The sequence below is a fragment of the Devosia aquimaris genome, from assembly GCF_020169335.1.
Classification (GTDB): Bacteria; Pseudomonadota; Alphaproteobacteria; order Rhizobiales; family Devosiaceae; genus Devosia; species Devosia aquimaris.
Genome location: NZ_JAIEZN010000001.1, coordinates 1872173 through 1886924, shown reverse-complemented (window position 1 = coordinate 1886924; position 14752 = coordinate 1872173). Strand labels below are relative to the sequence as shown.

The following is a 14752-nucleotide window of genomic DNA, read 5'->3' as shown; positions in this document are numbered from 1 at the left end:
TATGAGCAGCGCCGGCCGGTCCGGCGCTGCTCACCCCTTGGTGACAAAACTGTCCAGCACCTTCTTGCGGCCGGCTTTCTCGAAGTCGATCGTCAGCTTGTTGCCTTCGATGGCGCCGACGCTGCCATAGCCGAACTTGAGGTGGAAGACGCGCTGGCCCAGGGCATAGGCAGATTTGTCATTGCCGATGTCGACCGACCGGGCGACGAGGTCGCCGTCGATGGTGAGCGGGCCGCCACCCTTGCGATTGGCCTGGTTGGCGCGGGCGCGCTGCCAGCCGGGCGTCTCATAGACGCTCTCGAAGGGATCGGCCTTGTTGAAGCGGCTGCTGGCGCCACCGCCGCCACCATAGCCATAGCCGCCATAGGAGGAGCCGGTGTCGGTGACCTCAACGGCGTCGGCAGGGAGTTCATCGAGGAAGCGGCTGGGAATGGCAGACTGCCAGAGGCCGTGGATGCGGCGGTTCTGGGCGGCGGAGATGCGCACGCGCTTGCGGCCGCGGGTGATGCCGACATAGGCGAGGCGCCGCTCTTCCTCGAGCCCGGCGCGGCCGCTTTCGTCCATGGAGCGCTGGCTGGGGAAGGTGCCTTCCTCCCAGCCGGGCAGGAAGACGGTGTCGAACTCGAGCCCTTTGGCGCCATGCAGCGTCATGATGGTGACGGCATCGGCGGCGTCGGCGCTGTCGCGATCCATCACCAGGGCGATGTGTTCGAGGAAGCCGCCGAGGGTGTCGAACTCCTCCATGGCGCGGCTGAGTTCCTTGAGGTTTTCCTTGCGGCCCTCGGATTCCACCGATTTGTCGGCGCTGAGCATATCGGTATAGCCGCTCTCTTCGAGAATGCGCTCGACGAGCTCGAAGGGCTTCATGGTCTGGGCGTGGAAGGACCAGTCCTCGAACTGGGACACGAGGCTGCGCAGTGTGGTGCGCTGCTTGGGTTTGAGCTCTTCGGTTTCCACCAGCATGCGGATGGCCGAGAGCAGGGGCACATTGGCGGCGCGGGCGGCGCTGTGCAGCAGCTGGACGGTGGAGTCACCGAGCCCGCGCTTGGGCACATTGATGATGCGGTCGAGCGCCAGATCGTCAGAGGGCTGGGCGACAAGGCGCAGATAGGCGAGGGCGTCGCGGATTTCCTTGCGCTCATAGAAGCGGGGACCGCCGATGACGCGATAGTTGAGCCCAAGGGTGATGAAGCGTTCTTCGAACTCGCGCATCTGGAAGCTGGCGCGCACCAGGATCGCCATGGAGTTGAGGGCATCGCCGTCGCGCTGGTACTGCTCGATCTGCTCGCCGATGGTGCGGGCTTCCTCCTCGGAATCCCAGACCTGGGTGACTGCGACCGGTTCGCCGCGTTCGGCGACGTCAGTCTGCAGCGTCTTGCCCAGGCGGCTTTCGTTGAAGGCAATGATATTGGAGGCGGCCTTGAGGATATTGCCGGTCGAGCGGTAGTTGCGCTCGAGCTTGATGACCTTGGCGCCGGGAAAGTCCTTTTCGAAGCGCAGGATGTTGTCGACTTCGGCGCCGCGCCAGCCATAGATGGACTGGTCGTCGTCGCCGACCACGCAGATATTGGCTTCGGCGGCCGGCTTGCCCTGGGCGAGCAGGCGCAGCCAGAGATATTGGGCGGTGTTGCTGTCCTGATATTCGTCCACCAGCATGTATTTGAACTTGCGGTGGTATTCGGCCAGCACATCCGGGTTTTCCTTGAACAGGCGGATGCATTCGAGCAGCAGATCGCCGAAATCGGCGGCGTTGAGCGTCTTGAGGCGGGCCTGATAGGCGGCATAGAGCTGGGCGCCGCGGCCATTGGCATAGCTGCCGCTGTCAGCGGGCGAGACATCCTTGGGCAAGAGGCCCTTGTTCTTCCAGCCATCCATCATGGCGGCGAAGAGCTTGGCCGGCCAACGCTTCTCGTCGATGTTGTCGGCCTCGAGCAATTGCTTGATCAGCCGGATCTGGTCGTCGGTGTCGAGGATGGTGAAGGAGCTGGTGAGGCCCACCAGCCCGGCATGCTGGCGCAGGATGCGCGCGCCGATGGAGTGGAACGTGCCCATCCAGGGCATGGCCTCAAGGCGCGGCACCAGCTTTTCGATGCGCTCCTTCATTTCGCGCGCAGCCTTGTTGGTGAAGGTCACCGACAGGATCTGGCTGGGCCAGGCGCGGTTGGTATTGATGATGTGGGCAATGCGCGTGGTGAGCACGCGGGTCTTGCCGGTGCCAGCGCCGGCCAGCACCAGCAGCGGTCCGTCAATGGTCTCGACGGCGTCACGCTGCTCGGCGTTCAGACCATCAAGATAGGCCGGCACCTGCTGGCGCTTGAACTGGCCAGTTATTGCGCCAGCGGTCGGGCGTTCGAGAGGGGAGGCTGGACCGGGCATAAAGGGCCTTTCCATCGCTGCGCGCCGGGTCCGGCGCTGCAACGCGGCAGTTGACGAATCTTGATTTGTTCTCCTGCGAATATAGGCACAGCCAGTCCGGATGTATAGAACGCGACAGTGTCACCGATCTGTCACCGGATTGTCACGCCGCCGTAGCGCGTGCTGCCTAAGGCACCCCTGACACAACAGGGGGATCGACATGTCCAGGACCAAACGTCTCGCCGCGCTCACCACGCTTCTGCTGGCCACAACGGCCGGCGTCAACGCTGCCGAAGTCTTCAACCGCGTCGCCAGCTTCCCGGTGGCGCTGAACAATGCCGAGGCCAAGGCCACCTCGTCCGAAATCATCACCGCCACCGACGACGGCATGATGCTGATCTATTCGGACAGCCCGGCTGGCGGCATCGGCTTTGTCGATATCACCGACGCCAAGGCGCCCAAGGCCGCCGGCTTCATGGACATGGGCGGTGAGCCGACCTCGGTGACCGTCATCGGCGCCAAGGCCTATGTGGCCGTCAACACCTCGGAAAGCTACGTCGCGCCCTCGGGCAAGCTTGTGGTGGTCGATATTGCCAGCAAGTCCGTCGATGGCGAGTTTGATCTGGGCGGACAGCCCGACTCCATCGCGCACAACAAGGACAACACGATCCTCGCCATCGCCATCGAGAACGAGCGCGATGAAGACCTCAATGATGGCGCGCTGCCGCAGCTGCCGGCTGGCTATGTGGTGCTCGTCACCCTTACAGACGGCGCTGTCACCGAAGACGGCATCAAGAAGGTCGAAGTCACCGGCCTCTCCGAGATCGCGCCGGAAGATCCCGAGCCCGAATTCGTCGCCTTCAACGACGCCGACGAAGTGGCCGTGACGCTGCAGGAAAACAACTGGGTTGCCATTATCGATGCCAAGACCGGCACCGTGACCGGTGGCTTCTCCGCCGGTGAGGCTGGCGTTTCTGGTGTCGACACCAAGAAGGACGGCCGCATCGACTTCAGCGCTGACAAGAAGCCCGTGCCGCGTGAACCCGATGCGGTCAAGTGGCTGGACAATGACCGGCTGATCACCGCCAATGAAGGCGACTGGAATGGCGGCTCGCGTGGCTTCACCATCTTTGGTCGCGACGGTGCGGTGCAGTTCGACTCGGGCAATATGCTCGACGTCAGCGCCGCCCAGATGGGCCACTATCCTGATTTCCGCAACAAGAAGGGCGTCGAGCCCGAGGGGCTTGAGGTCGCCGCGTTCGGCGCAGAGCGCTATTTCTTCGTGGCCGAGGAACGCTCCTCGCTGATCGGCATGTTCAAGGACACGGGCGCGGAACCCGAGCTCGTGCAGTACCTGCCCTCGGGCATTTCGCCCGAAGGCCTGATCGCCATCCCGGCGCGCAATCTCCTGGCCACGGCCAATGAGGTGGACCTGCGTGAAGATGGCGGCGTCGGCAGCCATGTCATGCTCTATGAGCTTGCCGAGGGTGAAGCGGCCTATCCGTCCATCATCTCGGACCTCGACGCTGACGGTCATCCCATTGGTTGGGCTGCACTTTCGGGTGCCGTGGCCGATGCCGAAAAGCCGGGCGTGTTCTATGCCGTCAGCGACAGCGTGCTGTCGGGTGCGCCGGCCATCTACACCATTGATGCCACGGCCACGCCGGCGCATATCACCAGCAAGGTCGTCGTCTCGCGCAATGGCGATGCCGCGCAGAAGCTCGATCTCGAAGGCATTACGCTGGACGGCAAGGGCGGCTTCTGGCTGGCCAATGAGGGCGACGCAGCCAAGCTGGTGCCGCATGCGCTGCTGCATGTGGATGCCGAGGGCGCCATCGTTGGCGAGGCTGGTCTTCCGGTCGACCTGCTGGCCGGTCAGACCCGCTTCGGCGCGGAAGGTGTTGCCGCTGTCGGTACCGGTGACGAGCAGGTACTGTGGGTTGCCATGCAGCGCGAGTGGAAGGACGATGCCAAGGGCATGGTCAAGCTGCTGGCCTATACGCCGGCCACCAAGACCTGGGGCGCCGTGCACTATCCGCTGGAAGCCGCGCCGGAAGGCGGCTGGGTTGGGCTCAGCGAAATCACCGTCCATGGCGACTACGCCTATATCGTGGAGCGCGACAACCAGATCGGCGACAAGGCAGGTCTGAAGGCCGTCTACCGCGTCAAGCTGAGCGAGATGGTTCCAGCTGCGCTCGACGGGGAACTGCCCGTTGTGACCAAGGAACTGGTGCGCGACCTGCTGCCCGACCTCAAGACCGGCAACGGCTATGTGCTGGACAAGGTCGAGAGCCTGGCGATCGACGCCGACGGCAATGGCTATGTCATCACCGACAATGACGGCACCGACGACAGCTCGGGCGAGACCATGTTCATCCCGCTCGGCGCGCTCTGATCGCTGTCACTGCGCACATTTCTGGCGGCCGGCTTCTGTTTGGAGGCCGGCCGTCGGCGTTTTTGCTGCCTGGGCGGGGCTGGAGCGTGGTTTCTGCGCGCTCGCAAATCCTTGCATGTATTCAAGCCGATGGCGGGCTTGCGCGCCGGGCGCTCTTGCCTACACTCTGCCGCAGGTAACGGGATGATCCAGGCACAGTGCTGAACCGCATCTACATTGTCGTCGGAAGCCTGGCGATCATCATGCTCGCCAGCGCCTTCATTGCGCCGCATCTGATCCAGTGGGGCGACTATCGCACCCGCATGGAGGCATTGGCGACGCAGGTGCTGGGCTCGCCGGTGACCATTCGCGGCGATATCGAGTTTTCCCTGCTGCCGCAGCCACGGCTGAGCTTCACCAATGTGCTGGTCGGTTCGCCCGAAGAGCCGGCGGCCACGGTGGACAGCGTGGAAGCCGAGTTCTCGCTGATGGACTTCCTGCGCGACAACTACGATTTGACCAAGCTGGTGCTGCGCGGACCGGTGGTGGATTTCACCGTGGACGAGAGTGGCCTGTTCGGCAGTGGCGTCAATCTGGCCCAGGCAGAGGGTGGGGTGGCGCTGCGCGAGGCCAATATCGTTGACGGCACGCTGCGTCTCCTGGATCGGCGTGTCGGCGAGAACTTCGAGGTGAGCGCCCTCGAAGGCAATCTGCGCCTGTCGAGCCTGGTTGGTCCGTTCCAGTTCCAGGGCACGGCCCGCTATGGCGACCAGACCTACAGTGCCCGCATCAATGCCTCGCTCGCCGATGCGGGCGGCAACTCGCGCGTGTCGGCCTTTGTGCAGCCCACCAGCGCGGCCTTTTCGATCAGCACCGAGGGACAGCTGACGGCGGGCATTGCGCCGAAATACGATGGCACGCTGACCTATAAACAGGCCCCGCCGGCGGCCGAGGCGGCGGACGAGATCCGCGGTGACCTGGTGCTGGAGAGCAAGATCACTGCCTCGACCGACCGCATTGTGCTCTCGGGCTATACGCTGCAGCCGGACCAGAACCGGGCCGGCACGCGGCTCACCGGCGCGGCCAGCATTCGGCTGGGCGCCGGACGCAGTTTTGATGCGGTGGTGTCGGGCGGGGTGTTTTCACTGCCGCCACGCGACGCCAAGGAAGACCAGAGCCAACAGCCCTATGAGGCGGTGCGCCTGTTGTCCGAGTTGCCGCCACCCTTGTTGCCGCCCTTGCCGGGGCGCGTCGGCATCGACCTGGCGGAAGTGGGGCTGCGCGGCTTTGCCCTGCGCGATGTGCGGGTGGATGCCAGCACGGATGGGACGTCCTGGGCGATAGAGACCTTTGTGGCCAAAATGCCGGGCGATACTGAGCTGACCGCCAGCGGCAAGCTGGTGGGCGATGGCCGCCATCCGGCGTTTGACGGGATCTTCCATCTCGGCAGCCAGCGTCTTGACGGCCTGGCGGCCTTGTGGCGCAAGCCGGCACCTGACAATCCCCTCTTCAACCAGGCTGGCGCGCTTGATGGCAGCGTGATGCTCAAAGGTGACGCGCTGCGCATTGGCGACGCCACGCTGACACTGGCGGGCGCCAAGCATGCGGTCGACCTGCGCCTGGGGTTCGGCGAGGAAAAACGGCTCGATGTGGGCGGGCATTTTGCTAATCTGGGGCCCGACGGGAGCGCCGTGCTGGCGGCTTTGCTGCCCAATATGACGACCGATACCGGTTTTGGCATCAGTTTCCCTGCCGGCAGTTTTGCCCTCAGCAGCACGGCGGCGCGGGTGTTTGGGCAGGACGGCACCGATCTGGTGGCCAATGGCCAGTGGAGCGGGGAGCAGGTCAGCTTCGCCCGTCTTTCAGCGGGCGACTGGGGCGGGCTGGGCTTTGATGCGACGCTCGAGGTGGGCGGCGACATGGCGGCGCCGACGCTGTCGGGCTCGGGCCGGTTGCGTGTCGCGCAGGGTGATGCCCCGGCGCTGGCCGCGCTCTACGATCTGGCCGGCACGCCTGAAGCCTGGCGTGGCTTTCTGGCGCGTTCCACACCGGCAGAGGTGCTGATCGACCTGGAACCGCGTGTCGATGGCGGCGCGCAGGTGTTGACGCTGGGGGGCACGGTGGGCTTGGGGCAGCTCAACCTGCGGGCCGAGATGGGCGATGGCCTGAGTGCCCTGACCAGCGGGCAATTGCGCCTGACGGCGAGCCTCGACGCGGAGGACACAGCGGGCCTGCTGCGGCAGCTCGGCTTTGGCGATGCAGCCCTGATGTCTGGCGATGGCCTATTGGCCAGTGTTTCGCTGAGCGGATCGCCCAGCAATAGCCTGGACACTCGGATCAACCTCAGTGCCGGCGACGAGAGCGCCGCGTTCTCGGGCAATCTGGTGAGCGTGGGTGATGGCGAGATCCAGGGCACTGGTACGCTGGAGGTTGATCTGGCCGATGCCGGCGGCCTTGCGCAACTGGTCGGGGCAGATGGGGTCAGCCTTCCACGGGCCAAGGGCAGCGCGGCGCTGCATTTCGAAGGCAATCGTCTGGCGCGGGTGACCGAGATCACGGGCGTGTCCGGCGACACGGGATTTTCCGGCCAGCTGGGTTTGTCGCGGACACGGGATGCCACGGCGATCAGCGGGGATTTGTCGGTGGATCGTGTCTCGGCCGAGGGGCTGGCCGCGGCGATCCTGGGCCGGGCCGCCCTGGTCGGCGGCGGTGCCGCCTGGCCGGATGGACCGCTCAACGGCACTGCCGGCACGCGCGAGACGCGCGGTACGATCAGTGTGACGGCCGGCGCGGTGACGGCTGGCGGCCAGACCCGGCTGGGCAAGACCAGCTTTGACCTCACCTGGGATGAGACACGGCTGCGGCTGGCCCGTCTGGAGGCCAGCGCCGATGGCGGCGGCACGCTGTCGCTCGACGTGACGGCCTGCTGCGCCGGGCCGATCCCCGAACAGACGCTCACCGGTCGGGTGACGGTCAAGGGCCTGCCGCTGGCCACGATCGCGCCAGCCGCCATTGCCGATGCGATTGGCGGAACGCTCGAGGGCGGCGCCAGTTTCGAGGGGGCCGGCGCCAGCCTGGCCGATGTCATGACCGTTCTGGCCGGCGAGGGAAGTTTCTCGCTCGTCAACTTCAGTGCCAACCAGCTGTCAGCAGGCGTCTTCCCCACCGTCGCGGGCATCGAAGATGTGCTCAACACCGACGCCGACACGCTGCGAACGCTGATCGGCGTGGCGCTGGGGCAGGGGCCCTTCACCGCGCCAACCGCTGCGGGGGCGTTCACGATTGCCGGTGGGGTGGTGCGCGTGAACAATCTTGTTGTCGATGGTCCGGGCGCGCGCCTGTCCGGGGACGTCAGCGTCAACCTGCCCACGCTGGGCCTGGCGGGCGGCTTTGCCCTGACGCCACTGGGCTATTCGGACGACAATGGCATGGTTGGTCCCGACATTTCACGCATTTCCACCAGCCTGGGCGGAACGCTCCTGGCCCCGGAGGTGACGCTCGACCTCGATGAAATCGTGGCCGGGCTGCAGGTGCGCGCCAATGAGATGGAGCTTGACCGGCTGCAGGCCCTGCAGGCGGAAGATGCGGCGCGGCAGAAAGCGGCAGCCGAAGCCCGCAACAAGCTGATCGAGGAGCAACGCCGCAAGGCCGCGGAAGAAGCTGCACGGCAGGCGGCGGAACAGGCGGCACGCGACGCCGAAGCGGCCGCACAGGCCGAGGCGCAGCGCCAGGCCGAACAGGCAGCACAGCAGCAGAGCCAGCCGCAGGCGGACCCGCAACCCATCGAGACAGTGCCGAGCCAACCGAGTGGTCAGACATTGGACCTGTCGCTGCCGCCGCCGGTCAATCAGCCGCTGAATTTTCGGGTAAACGAGCCGCTGTTTGAGCCGATCAACTGAGGCGCGGCTCGGCCACTTCGGCCAGCTGGCGCTGATACCAGGCCAGGACCGCCAGACGGGCGGCCGATGACAGGTTGGTCGTTTGCCGCTCGGCATCAATATTGCAGATGAGCGCCGTCATGGTGAGGCCGGAGCGGGCCGCCATGTGCTCAAGGGCGGCCCAGAATTCAGGCTCCAGCGCGATCGAGGTGCGGTGGCCGGCGATGGACAGGGAACGCTTGTCCATCCTGGCCGGTCAGGGCTTCTTGCGGAAGGCGTCGAGGCTGACGACTTTCTTGCCGGGCTCGGTGCCATCGGGCAGGTCAGCAGTGCCTTCGACCGCCGCATCGTCCTCTGCCTCCTGCGCCTCGGCGCCGGGGGCGATCTGGGGATCGAACTGCAGGCCGAACTGAACGGAGGGGTCGAAGAAGCCCTTGACGGCTGAGAAGGGGATCACCAGCGTCTCGGGCACGCCGTCAAAGGACAGGCCGATCTCAAAACCGGTTTCGTTGACCTTGAGGTCCCAATACTGGTTCTGGATGACGATCGTCATTTCCTTGTCATACTGGCCGAGCAATTTCTCGCTCAGGCGCACGCCGGGGGCGCGTGTGACAAAGGAAATGAAGAAGTGGTGTTCGCCCGGCAGGCCGGTCTTGGCGACCTCGGCGAGCACCTTGCGAACGACGCCGCGCAGCGCTTCCTGGGCAAGGATATCGTAGCGCATGTGGTCTTCGGCCATGGTCACCCTTTCGGCGCAGATAGATAGAATCCGGTTGGGCCCATATCAGCCTCAGCTTCCCGGATTATTCAAGACCAAAGGCTGAGACTGCGAACAATTGAGTGCTTGGTCGCAAGATCACAGAACATGTGGGGAAGGTGCAGGCTTCTGTTGCCAGGTGCCTGCGGACCCCGCCTGTCACCCGGCTAGGGGTGGAGGACTTAATTTCCCAATGCTAGCACTGCTTACGCAGCGAGAGCGACTGGAGCCTTATGGTTGTCATTTGCAACTATAAGTTTCGGACCGATAACGGTGGTACCTCACCGAGCAAAAGCACACCCTTTACACCCTCGTCGATCCTGTTTCGCCCCCATTGGCTGCCCGCAGCGGCGGGAAGATGGTGGAGGCGCCGGGTACTGCCCCCGGGTCCGAATGGTTTATTACGATGACAGTTTATCGCCATAGCTCTTGCGAGCAGGTTCTATATAGGCGCGCTCCGGGCGGGATGCAAACATCCCGCGCAGATTTGATCCCGTGTTAACCCGACTCCGCCACTGTCGCCCCAAAAACCGGGAACGAGACGATGGCGATGTGGCGGCTTACGCGGCGCAGGGGCCGCAATGGCATGCCAGTTTTTTGCACTGGCGTTGGGCGGGATGCTGATTGCCAGCATCATGGCACTGGTGCTGCGCGATGGGTCGCTGAGTGCCGTGCTGCTGGCGCCCCCGGCGGCTGCAGCGACCTCCACAAGCGTGACGGAGAGGGATTTTCCCGTCTGTGCGGGCGGCAGGCGCGTGACCTGCGTTGTCGATGGCGACACCTTCTGGCTGGACGGCGTCAAGATCCGCATCGCGGATATCGATACCCCCGAGGTCAGCAAGCCAGGCTGTGCAGGCGAGGCCGCGCTCGGCGCGCGGGCAACCCTGCGTCTGGCCGAATTGCTGGTCGATGGTCCCTTTGACCTCTCGACAACCGACCGCGATGAGGACCGCTACGGCCGCAAGCTGCGCATTGTCTCGCGGCACGGCCAGTCACTGGGCGATATTCTGGTGGGTGAAGGCCTGGCGCACGTCTGGGGTGGTCCGCAGCGGAGCTGGTGCTGACAGGGGAATGATTTTGTCGTGACGGGCGCATATGCCGTCGTCTGGCGCAGTGCAGCGATGTCCAAGCTACAGGTGCTGCTCTGGCAAAAAATCTATTAGCCTGATGATCTTAGCCTCTGCGGTGGAAGGTTGAAGATGTCATGGTTGAGAGTTCCTCTGATGGGCGGGCAGATCAAGATCAAGCCTAAGTATCAGATGCGTTGGGCCGAGCGCGCCGGGCTGGTGCCAAAGATCAGCTTCGGGTTTTTCATTGTTTCCTGGTGGAGCCGGGATGCGCTGGAACGCGATCGGCGCAATCAGAACTAGCGCGAGGGATCGTTGTTGCTGACTGCATTCCGGGCGCGCTGTCGGGGCGACCAACGCATGCCCATATAGACATCGCCGGCCTCGAGTTCATCCAGCATCTGTGCCAGATGACGCAGTCTGGTTTGCTCGCCTTTGACCTTGCCAATCCAGAGCAGATAGTCGTTGCGTTGATAGGGCGGTCGCGCGTCATAGGCCGCGCGCAGGCCGCGTTCCTCGAGCGCCGCGCTGACAAATTCCGGCATGGGTTCGCGCTTGCGCAGGGGGCGCAGGACCGGGCTCATGGCTTTGACTCCTCGTTTGAGCGGGCACCTTGGGCGAGGCTGGTGACAGACAATGGCATGATCGGTGACGGTATTCTATTACCTGTGTGGCCGGAGCGATCGCGTGATGGCGAAGGGGGCCGGATCGGGTGTAGCGTTCGGACAGCAATTCGAGACCACGCCATGACCGACAAATCCACCGAACAGATGATCCGTGCCGCCGAGCGCTTCCTGGGCAAGGGCGAGAAGAACCTGACCCATCGCGAACGCCGCGCCTTGCAGAACGTGATGAGCCGACATGCCGTCTCGACCGACCCCAGCCAGGTCTTTGATGACCGCTCCACCTTTGGCGAGCGCCTCGCCGACAGGGTCGCGGCGTTTGGCGGGTCGTGGCGCTTTCTCATCGGCTTCGGCGTGTTCCTGGGCGCCTGGGTGCTGATCAATCTGGCGCTATGGCGCGCAGCGCCCGATCCCTATCCGTTCATTTTCCTCAACCTGATGCTGTCCATGCTGGCAGCGGTGCAGGCGCCGGTGATCATGATGAGCCAGAACCGGCAGGCGGCCAAGGACCGGCTGGTGACCAGCCAGGATTATGAATGCAACCTCAAGGCGGAGATCGAGATCATGGCGCTGCACGACAAGGTGGATCAGCTGCGCAATGATGAGCTCAAGCAGCTGATCGCCAAACAGCAGGAGCAGATCGACCTACTGACGCGGCTGGTGGAAAGCCATCTGGCACCAGCGCCAGCGGGCGCCGAATCGCGCTAGTTGTTGGGGCATGCAGCCCTATCTCAAACTTCTCGCCACCATCCTCGAGCATGGCACCGACAAGGCCGACCGCACCGGTACCGGGACGCGGAGCCTGTTCGGCTACCAGATGCGCTTTGACCTGTCGCAGGGCTTTCCCCTGGTGACGACCAAGAAGCTGCACCGCAAGTCCATCGTCAATGAGCTGCTTTGGTTCATCCGCGGCGAGACCAATGTGCGCTGGCTGCAGGAGCGGGGCGTCAAGATCTGGGACGAATGGGCCGATGAGAATGGCGATCTCGGGCCGGTCTATGGCAGCCAGTGGCGCAGCTGGCCGGCGCCGGATGGCCGCAAGATCGACCAGCTCGCCCAAGTGATCGAATCCATCCGCACCAAGCCCGATTCCCGGCGCCATATCGTCTCCGCATGGAACCCGGCGGAGGTTGACGAGATGGCCCTGCCGCCCTGTCACTGCCTGTTCCAGTTCTATGTGGCCAATGGCAAGCTCAGTTGCCAGCTCTACCAGCGCTCGGCCGACAGCTTCCTGGGCGTGCCCTTCAACATCGCCTCCTATGCCCTGCTGACCCATATGGTCGCGCAGGTGACTGGGCTGGGGGTGGGGGATTTCGTGCACACTTTCGGTGATGTGCACCTTTACGCCAATCACTTCGGGCAGGCGCAGGAGCAGCTCACGCGCGAGCCGCGGCCGCTGCCCCAGCTGGTGATGAACCCGGACGTCAAGCGGATCGAAGACTTCGTCTATGAGGACTTCGTGTTCGAGGGCTATGACCCCCATCCGCATATCAAGGCACCGGTGGCGGTGTGAGCGCCGATCTGGCCACGCTGTCGGACAAGGTCGCTGCCGTTTCGGATATCTATGCGCAGCGCAATAGCATTGACCGGACGGACGACTGGTTTCTGCTCAAGCTGCAGGAAGAGCTCGGCGAGCTGACGGCGGAATATCTCAAGCTCTCCGGCCGTGCGCGGCGCAAGGGCGCCGATGACCTGGCGGTCCGCAGCGCGCTGGCGGATGAGGCTGCCGATGTGTTGGCCATGCTGATGCTCTTCGCGCGAGAGCATGACATCGACCTGGCGAGCGCGTTGGAACGCAAGTGGTTCCAGTATCTCCCGTCTGTCGAAGCCTAGCACCGTCAGTCGGTTACAGCGGCAGGCGCGGCAAAGGCCATGGCCAGAGCCTCCGACATGGGCAGATGCAGATTGATGCCCTTGGGCGGGATGGGGCTGGTGAACCACTTGCCGTAAATCTGGTTGATCTCGCCGCTGCTGAAGATTGACGCCAGCGCCGCATTGACGGCGTCGACAAAGGGCTGGTCGTCGTGGCGCATCATCAGTCCGTAGGGCTCGGGTGGGCCGAAGGCGTCCTCGGACATGATGTAGAGGTCCGGGTCCTTGGCGTTCGCGACACGCGTCGAGAGAATGATGGAATCCATGGCGAAGGCGGCGACACGCCCACTGGCCATCAGGTCAAACGCCACCTGGTGGTCGGGCGTAGGCACCACGGCAATGTTGAGGCCCTTTTCCCGGCTGACCGCGTTGAGCTGACCGATGACCGTTGTGCCGAGCGTGGAGGCGACCGAGTGGCCGACAAGCTCGGCAATGCGGCGCGGGCCACCGTCCCGGAGGGCGATAAACTGCACGGACGTCATGAAATGCGGATAACTGAAGGCCACGCTCTTGCGGCGCTCCGCCGTATTGGTGCTGGCGACGCATTCGATGTCGATATCGCCATTGTTGAGCATGGCCACCCGATTGCTCGGCGTGCGCAGCACATAGTCAATGGTCAGGTCCGGCAGGGCCAGCTGTTCGCCGAGCAGTTCGGCGACCCTGTTACAGATGTCGATCGAGTAGCCCAGAACCTGTCCGTCTGCGCCCAGATAGGAGAAGGGCGGCACTTCGGCGCTGTAGCCAATGCGGATATGGCCGGTGTCACGCATCCGCTCGAGCGTGGAGACGGGGGCCTGGGCGAGGGCGAGGGGGAGCGTGTGGGCCAGCATCAGGCCGGCCAGCACGGCGCGGACCGTGGCGCGTATGATCATTCGAGATACTCCACCGGATGGCTGAACGCCTCGGCCAGCTGTGGCGAGAGCGGCAGGTTGAGGTTGATTCCGTTGGGCGGGATCGGCGAGGTGAACCATTTCGCGTACAACTGCTCGATCTGCCCGCTGGTGTAGATCTCGGCGAGCGTGTCGTTGACCAGGGTCTTGAACGGCGCATCGCCGTGACGCAGCAGCAGACCATAGGGCTCGGGAGCGCTCAGGGTCACCGTGGAGAGCACATAGTCGTCCGGGTCTGGCGAGGCCGCAATCTTGGCGGCGAGCAAGATGTCATCCATCACGAAGGCGGCTGCGCGACCGTGGGCCACCAGGTCGAAGGCCTCGTCATTGGTCTTGGTGGGGATGACGGCAATGTTGAGCCGCCGCTCGCGGTTGACGGCGTTGATCTGGTCGATGTTGACGGTCCCCGATGCCGATGCAACCGAACGGCCGGCCAGGTCCTCAAGCGTTTCGATATTGTCGGCGCGGCGGGAGACGAAGCGCGACGCGGTCATGAAGTGCGGATAGGAAAAGCCAACCATCTCGCGCCGTTCGGCGTTGTTGGTCGTGGCGGCGCACTCGAGGTCGATCATGCCGGACTTGACCAGAATGAAGCGCGTGGCCGGAGTGGCCGGAACATAGCGCACCGTAATGTCCGGGCGCCCGAGTGACTCGCGCACCTTGTCGACGACCCGTTGGCACAGGTCGATCGAGAAGCCGATGATGCTGCCGTCCGTATCGGTATAGGCAAAGGGCGGCTCGGATTCGCGATAGCCGATGGCGATCTCACCGGACTGCCTGATCTTGTCCAGCGTGGGGGAGAGGCTGTGGGCCTCCGCCACTGCGGGCCCGGCAAGGCATCCGAACAGGAGGGCGAGGGCGGGAAGGGCGTTCTTCATGTGATGTCTTCCAAAATGGCGCCACGCAGGCGCGGCCCGGCCCCCCGGGGTTGATATG

Annotated in this window: 13 protein-coding genes and 1 other RNA gene; 7 read left to right on the top strand and 7 right to left on the bottom strand. The window is 64.3% G+C overall.

Annotation, left to right across the window (positions count from 1 at the left end; translation table 11 throughout):
* Positions 1-30: 30 nt before the first annotated feature.
* Positions 31-2376, bottom strand: coding sequence for an ATP-dependent helicase (locus K1177_RS09090; protein WP_224702980.1), 2346 nt, complete (start codon positions 2374-2376; stop codon positions 31-33).
* 199 nt (positions 2377-2575) lie between these two features.
* Between K1177_RS09090 and K1177_RS09085 the strand changes: the two genes are divergently transcribed.
* Together K1177_RS09085 and K1177_RS09080 are read left to right on the top strand one after the other, a co-directional pair.
* Positions 2576-4750 (top strand): esterase-like activity of phytase family protein, encoded by a 2175-nt coding sequence (locus K1177_RS09085; protein ID WP_224702979.1) that lies wholly within the window; start codon positions 2576-2578, stop codon positions 4748-4750.
* Between the two features lie 197 nt (positions 4751-4947).
* Positions 4948-8628, top strand: coding sequence for an AsmA family protein (locus K1177_RS09080; protein WP_224702978.1), 3681 nt, complete (start codon positions 4948-4950; stop codon positions 8626-8628).
* On the opposite strand, the gene K1177_RS09075 is transcribed toward K1177_RS09080, so the two are convergent.
* From K1177_RS09075 to ssrA, 3 genes are all read right to left on the bottom strand, one after another.
* Positions 8621-8854 carry a ribbon-helix-helix domain-containing protein gene (locus K1177_RS09075; RefSeq protein WP_224702976.1) on the bottom strand — a complete coding sequence of 78 codons (234 nt, stop codon included), beginning with the start codon at positions 8852-8854 and terminating at the stop codon, positions 8621-8623. The two genes, K1177_RS09080 and K1177_RS09075, sit on opposite strands and share 8 nt — an antisense overlap.
* Before the next feature lie 9 nt (positions 8855-8863).
* Entirely contained in the window at positions 8864-9346 is a 483-nt protein-coding gene (locus tag K1177_RS09070; RefSeq protein ID WP_224702975.1) for an SspB family protein, read from the bottom strand.
* Positions 9347-9482: 136 nt separating this feature from the next.
* Positions 9483-9840, bottom strand: a transfer-messenger RNA (tmRNA) gene (gene ssrA, locus K1177_RS09065).
* Positions 9841-9981: 141 nt separating this feature from the next.
* Between ssrA and K1177_RS09060 the strand changes: the two genes are divergently transcribed.
* Both K1177_RS09060 and K1177_RS09055 read left to right on the top strand, forming a co-directional pair.
* Positions 9982-10428, top strand: a complete 447-nt coding sequence (locus K1177_RS09060) for a thermonuclease family protein (protein WP_224702974.1) — start codon at positions 9982-9984, stop codon at positions 10426-10428.
* A 159-nt stretch (positions 10429-10587) separates the two neighbouring features.
* Positions 10588-10734 carry a hypothetical protein gene (locus K1177_RS09055; RefSeq protein ID WP_224702973.1) on the top strand — a complete coding sequence of 49 codons (147 nt, stop codon included), beginning with the start codon at positions 10588-10590 and terminating at the stop codon, positions 10732-10734.
* Here the strand turns inward: K1177_RS09055 and K1177_RS09050 are convergent.
* Entirely contained in the window at positions 10731-11015 is a 285-nt protein-coding gene (locus K1177_RS09050; protein ID WP_224702972.1) for a YdeI/OmpD-associated family protein, read from the bottom strand. The two genes, K1177_RS09055 and K1177_RS09050, sit on opposite strands and share 4 nt — an antisense overlap.
* 162 nt (positions 11016-11177) lie before the next feature.
* On the opposite strand from K1177_RS09050, the gene K1177_RS09045 reads away from it, so the two are divergent.
* Genes K1177_RS09045 through K1177_RS09035 form a run of 3 tightly spaced genes read left to right on the top strand, consistent with a single transcriptional unit; the run spans position 11178 to position 12887 of the window.
* On the top strand, positions 11178-11762 hold the full coding sequence (locus tag K1177_RS09045; RefSeq protein WP_224702971.1) for a DUF1003 domain-containing protein: 585 nt from the start codon (positions 11178-11180) through the stop codon (positions 11760-11762).
* A gap of 10 nt (positions 11763-11772) precedes the next feature.
* The gene (locus K1177_RS09040) at positions 11773-12567 is read left to right on the top strand and encodes a thymidylate synthase (protein WP_224702970.1); all 795 of its coding nucleotides are present in this window, start codon (positions 11773-11775) and stop codon (positions 12565-12567) included.
* Complete coding sequence (locus tag K1177_RS09035) at positions 12564-12887, top strand: phosphoribosyl-ATP pyrophosphohydrolase (protein WP_396119825.1); 324 nt, start codon at positions 12564-12566, stop codon at positions 12885-12887. The genes K1177_RS09040 and K1177_RS09035 overlap by 4 nt, the downstream gene beginning before the upstream one ends.
* 5 nt (positions 12888-12892) lie before the next feature.
* Here K1177_RS09035 and K1177_RS09030 read toward each other — a convergent pair whose 3' ends face one another.
* Complete coding sequence (locus K1177_RS09030) at positions 12893-13798, bottom strand: amino acid ABC transporter substrate-binding protein (protein ID WP_224702969.1); 906 nt, start codon at positions 13796-13798, stop codon at positions 12893-12895.
* Positions 13795-14694, bottom strand: a complete 900-nt coding sequence (locus K1177_RS09025; protein ID WP_224702968.1) for an amino acid ABC transporter substrate-binding protein — start codon at positions 14692-14694, stop codon at positions 13795-13797. The genes K1177_RS09030 and K1177_RS09025 overlap by 4 nt, the downstream gene beginning before the upstream one ends.
* Positions 14695-14752 lie beyond the last annotated feature (58 nt).

Excerpts from the sequence above, each read along its gene's own strand:
- K1177_RS09090 (WP_224702980.1), bottom strand. The coding sequence starts at position 2,376 with ATGCCCGGTCCAGCCTCCCCTCTCGAACGCCCGACCGCTGGCGCAATA.
- K1177_RS09085 (WP_224702979.1), top strand. The coding sequence starts at position 2,576 with ATGTCCAGGACCAAACGTCTCGCCGCGCTCACCACGCTTCTGCTGGCC.
- K1177_RS09075 (WP_224702976.1), bottom strand. The coding sequence starts at position 8,854 with ATGGACAAGCGTTCCCTGTCCATCGCCGGCCACCGCACCTCGATCGCG.
- K1177_RS09070 (WP_224702975.1), bottom strand. The coding sequence starts at position 9,346 with ATGGCCGAAGACCACATGCGCTACGATATCCTTGCCCAGGAAGCGCTG.
- K1177_RS09060 (WP_224702974.1), top strand. The coding sequence starts at position 9,982 with ATGCTGATTGCCAGCATCATGGCACTGGTGCTGCGCGATGGGTCGCTG.
- K1177_RS09055 (WP_224702973.1), top strand. The coding sequence starts at position 10,588 with ATGGGCGGGCAGATCAAGATCAAGCCTAAGTATCAGATGCGTTGGGCC.
- K1177_RS09050 (WP_224702972.1), bottom strand. The coding sequence starts at position 11,015 with ATGAGCCCGGTCCTGCGCCCCCTGCGCAAGCGCGAACCCATGCCGGAA.
- K1177_RS09045 (WP_224702971.1), top strand. The coding sequence starts at position 11,178 with ATGACCGACAAATCCACCGAACAGATGATCCGTGCCGCCGAGCGCTTC.
- K1177_RS09040 (WP_224702970.1), top strand. The coding sequence starts at position 11,773 with ATGCAGCCCTATCTCAAACTTCTCGCCACCATCCTCGAGCATGGCACC.
- K1177_RS09030 (WP_224702969.1), bottom strand. The coding sequence starts at position 13,798 with ATGATCATACGCGCCACGGTCCGCGCCGTGCTGGCCGGCCTGATGCTG.
- K1177_RS09025 (WP_224702968.1), bottom strand. The coding sequence starts at position 14,694 with ATGAAGAACGCCCTTCCCGCCCTCGCCCTCCTGTTCGGATGCCTTGCC.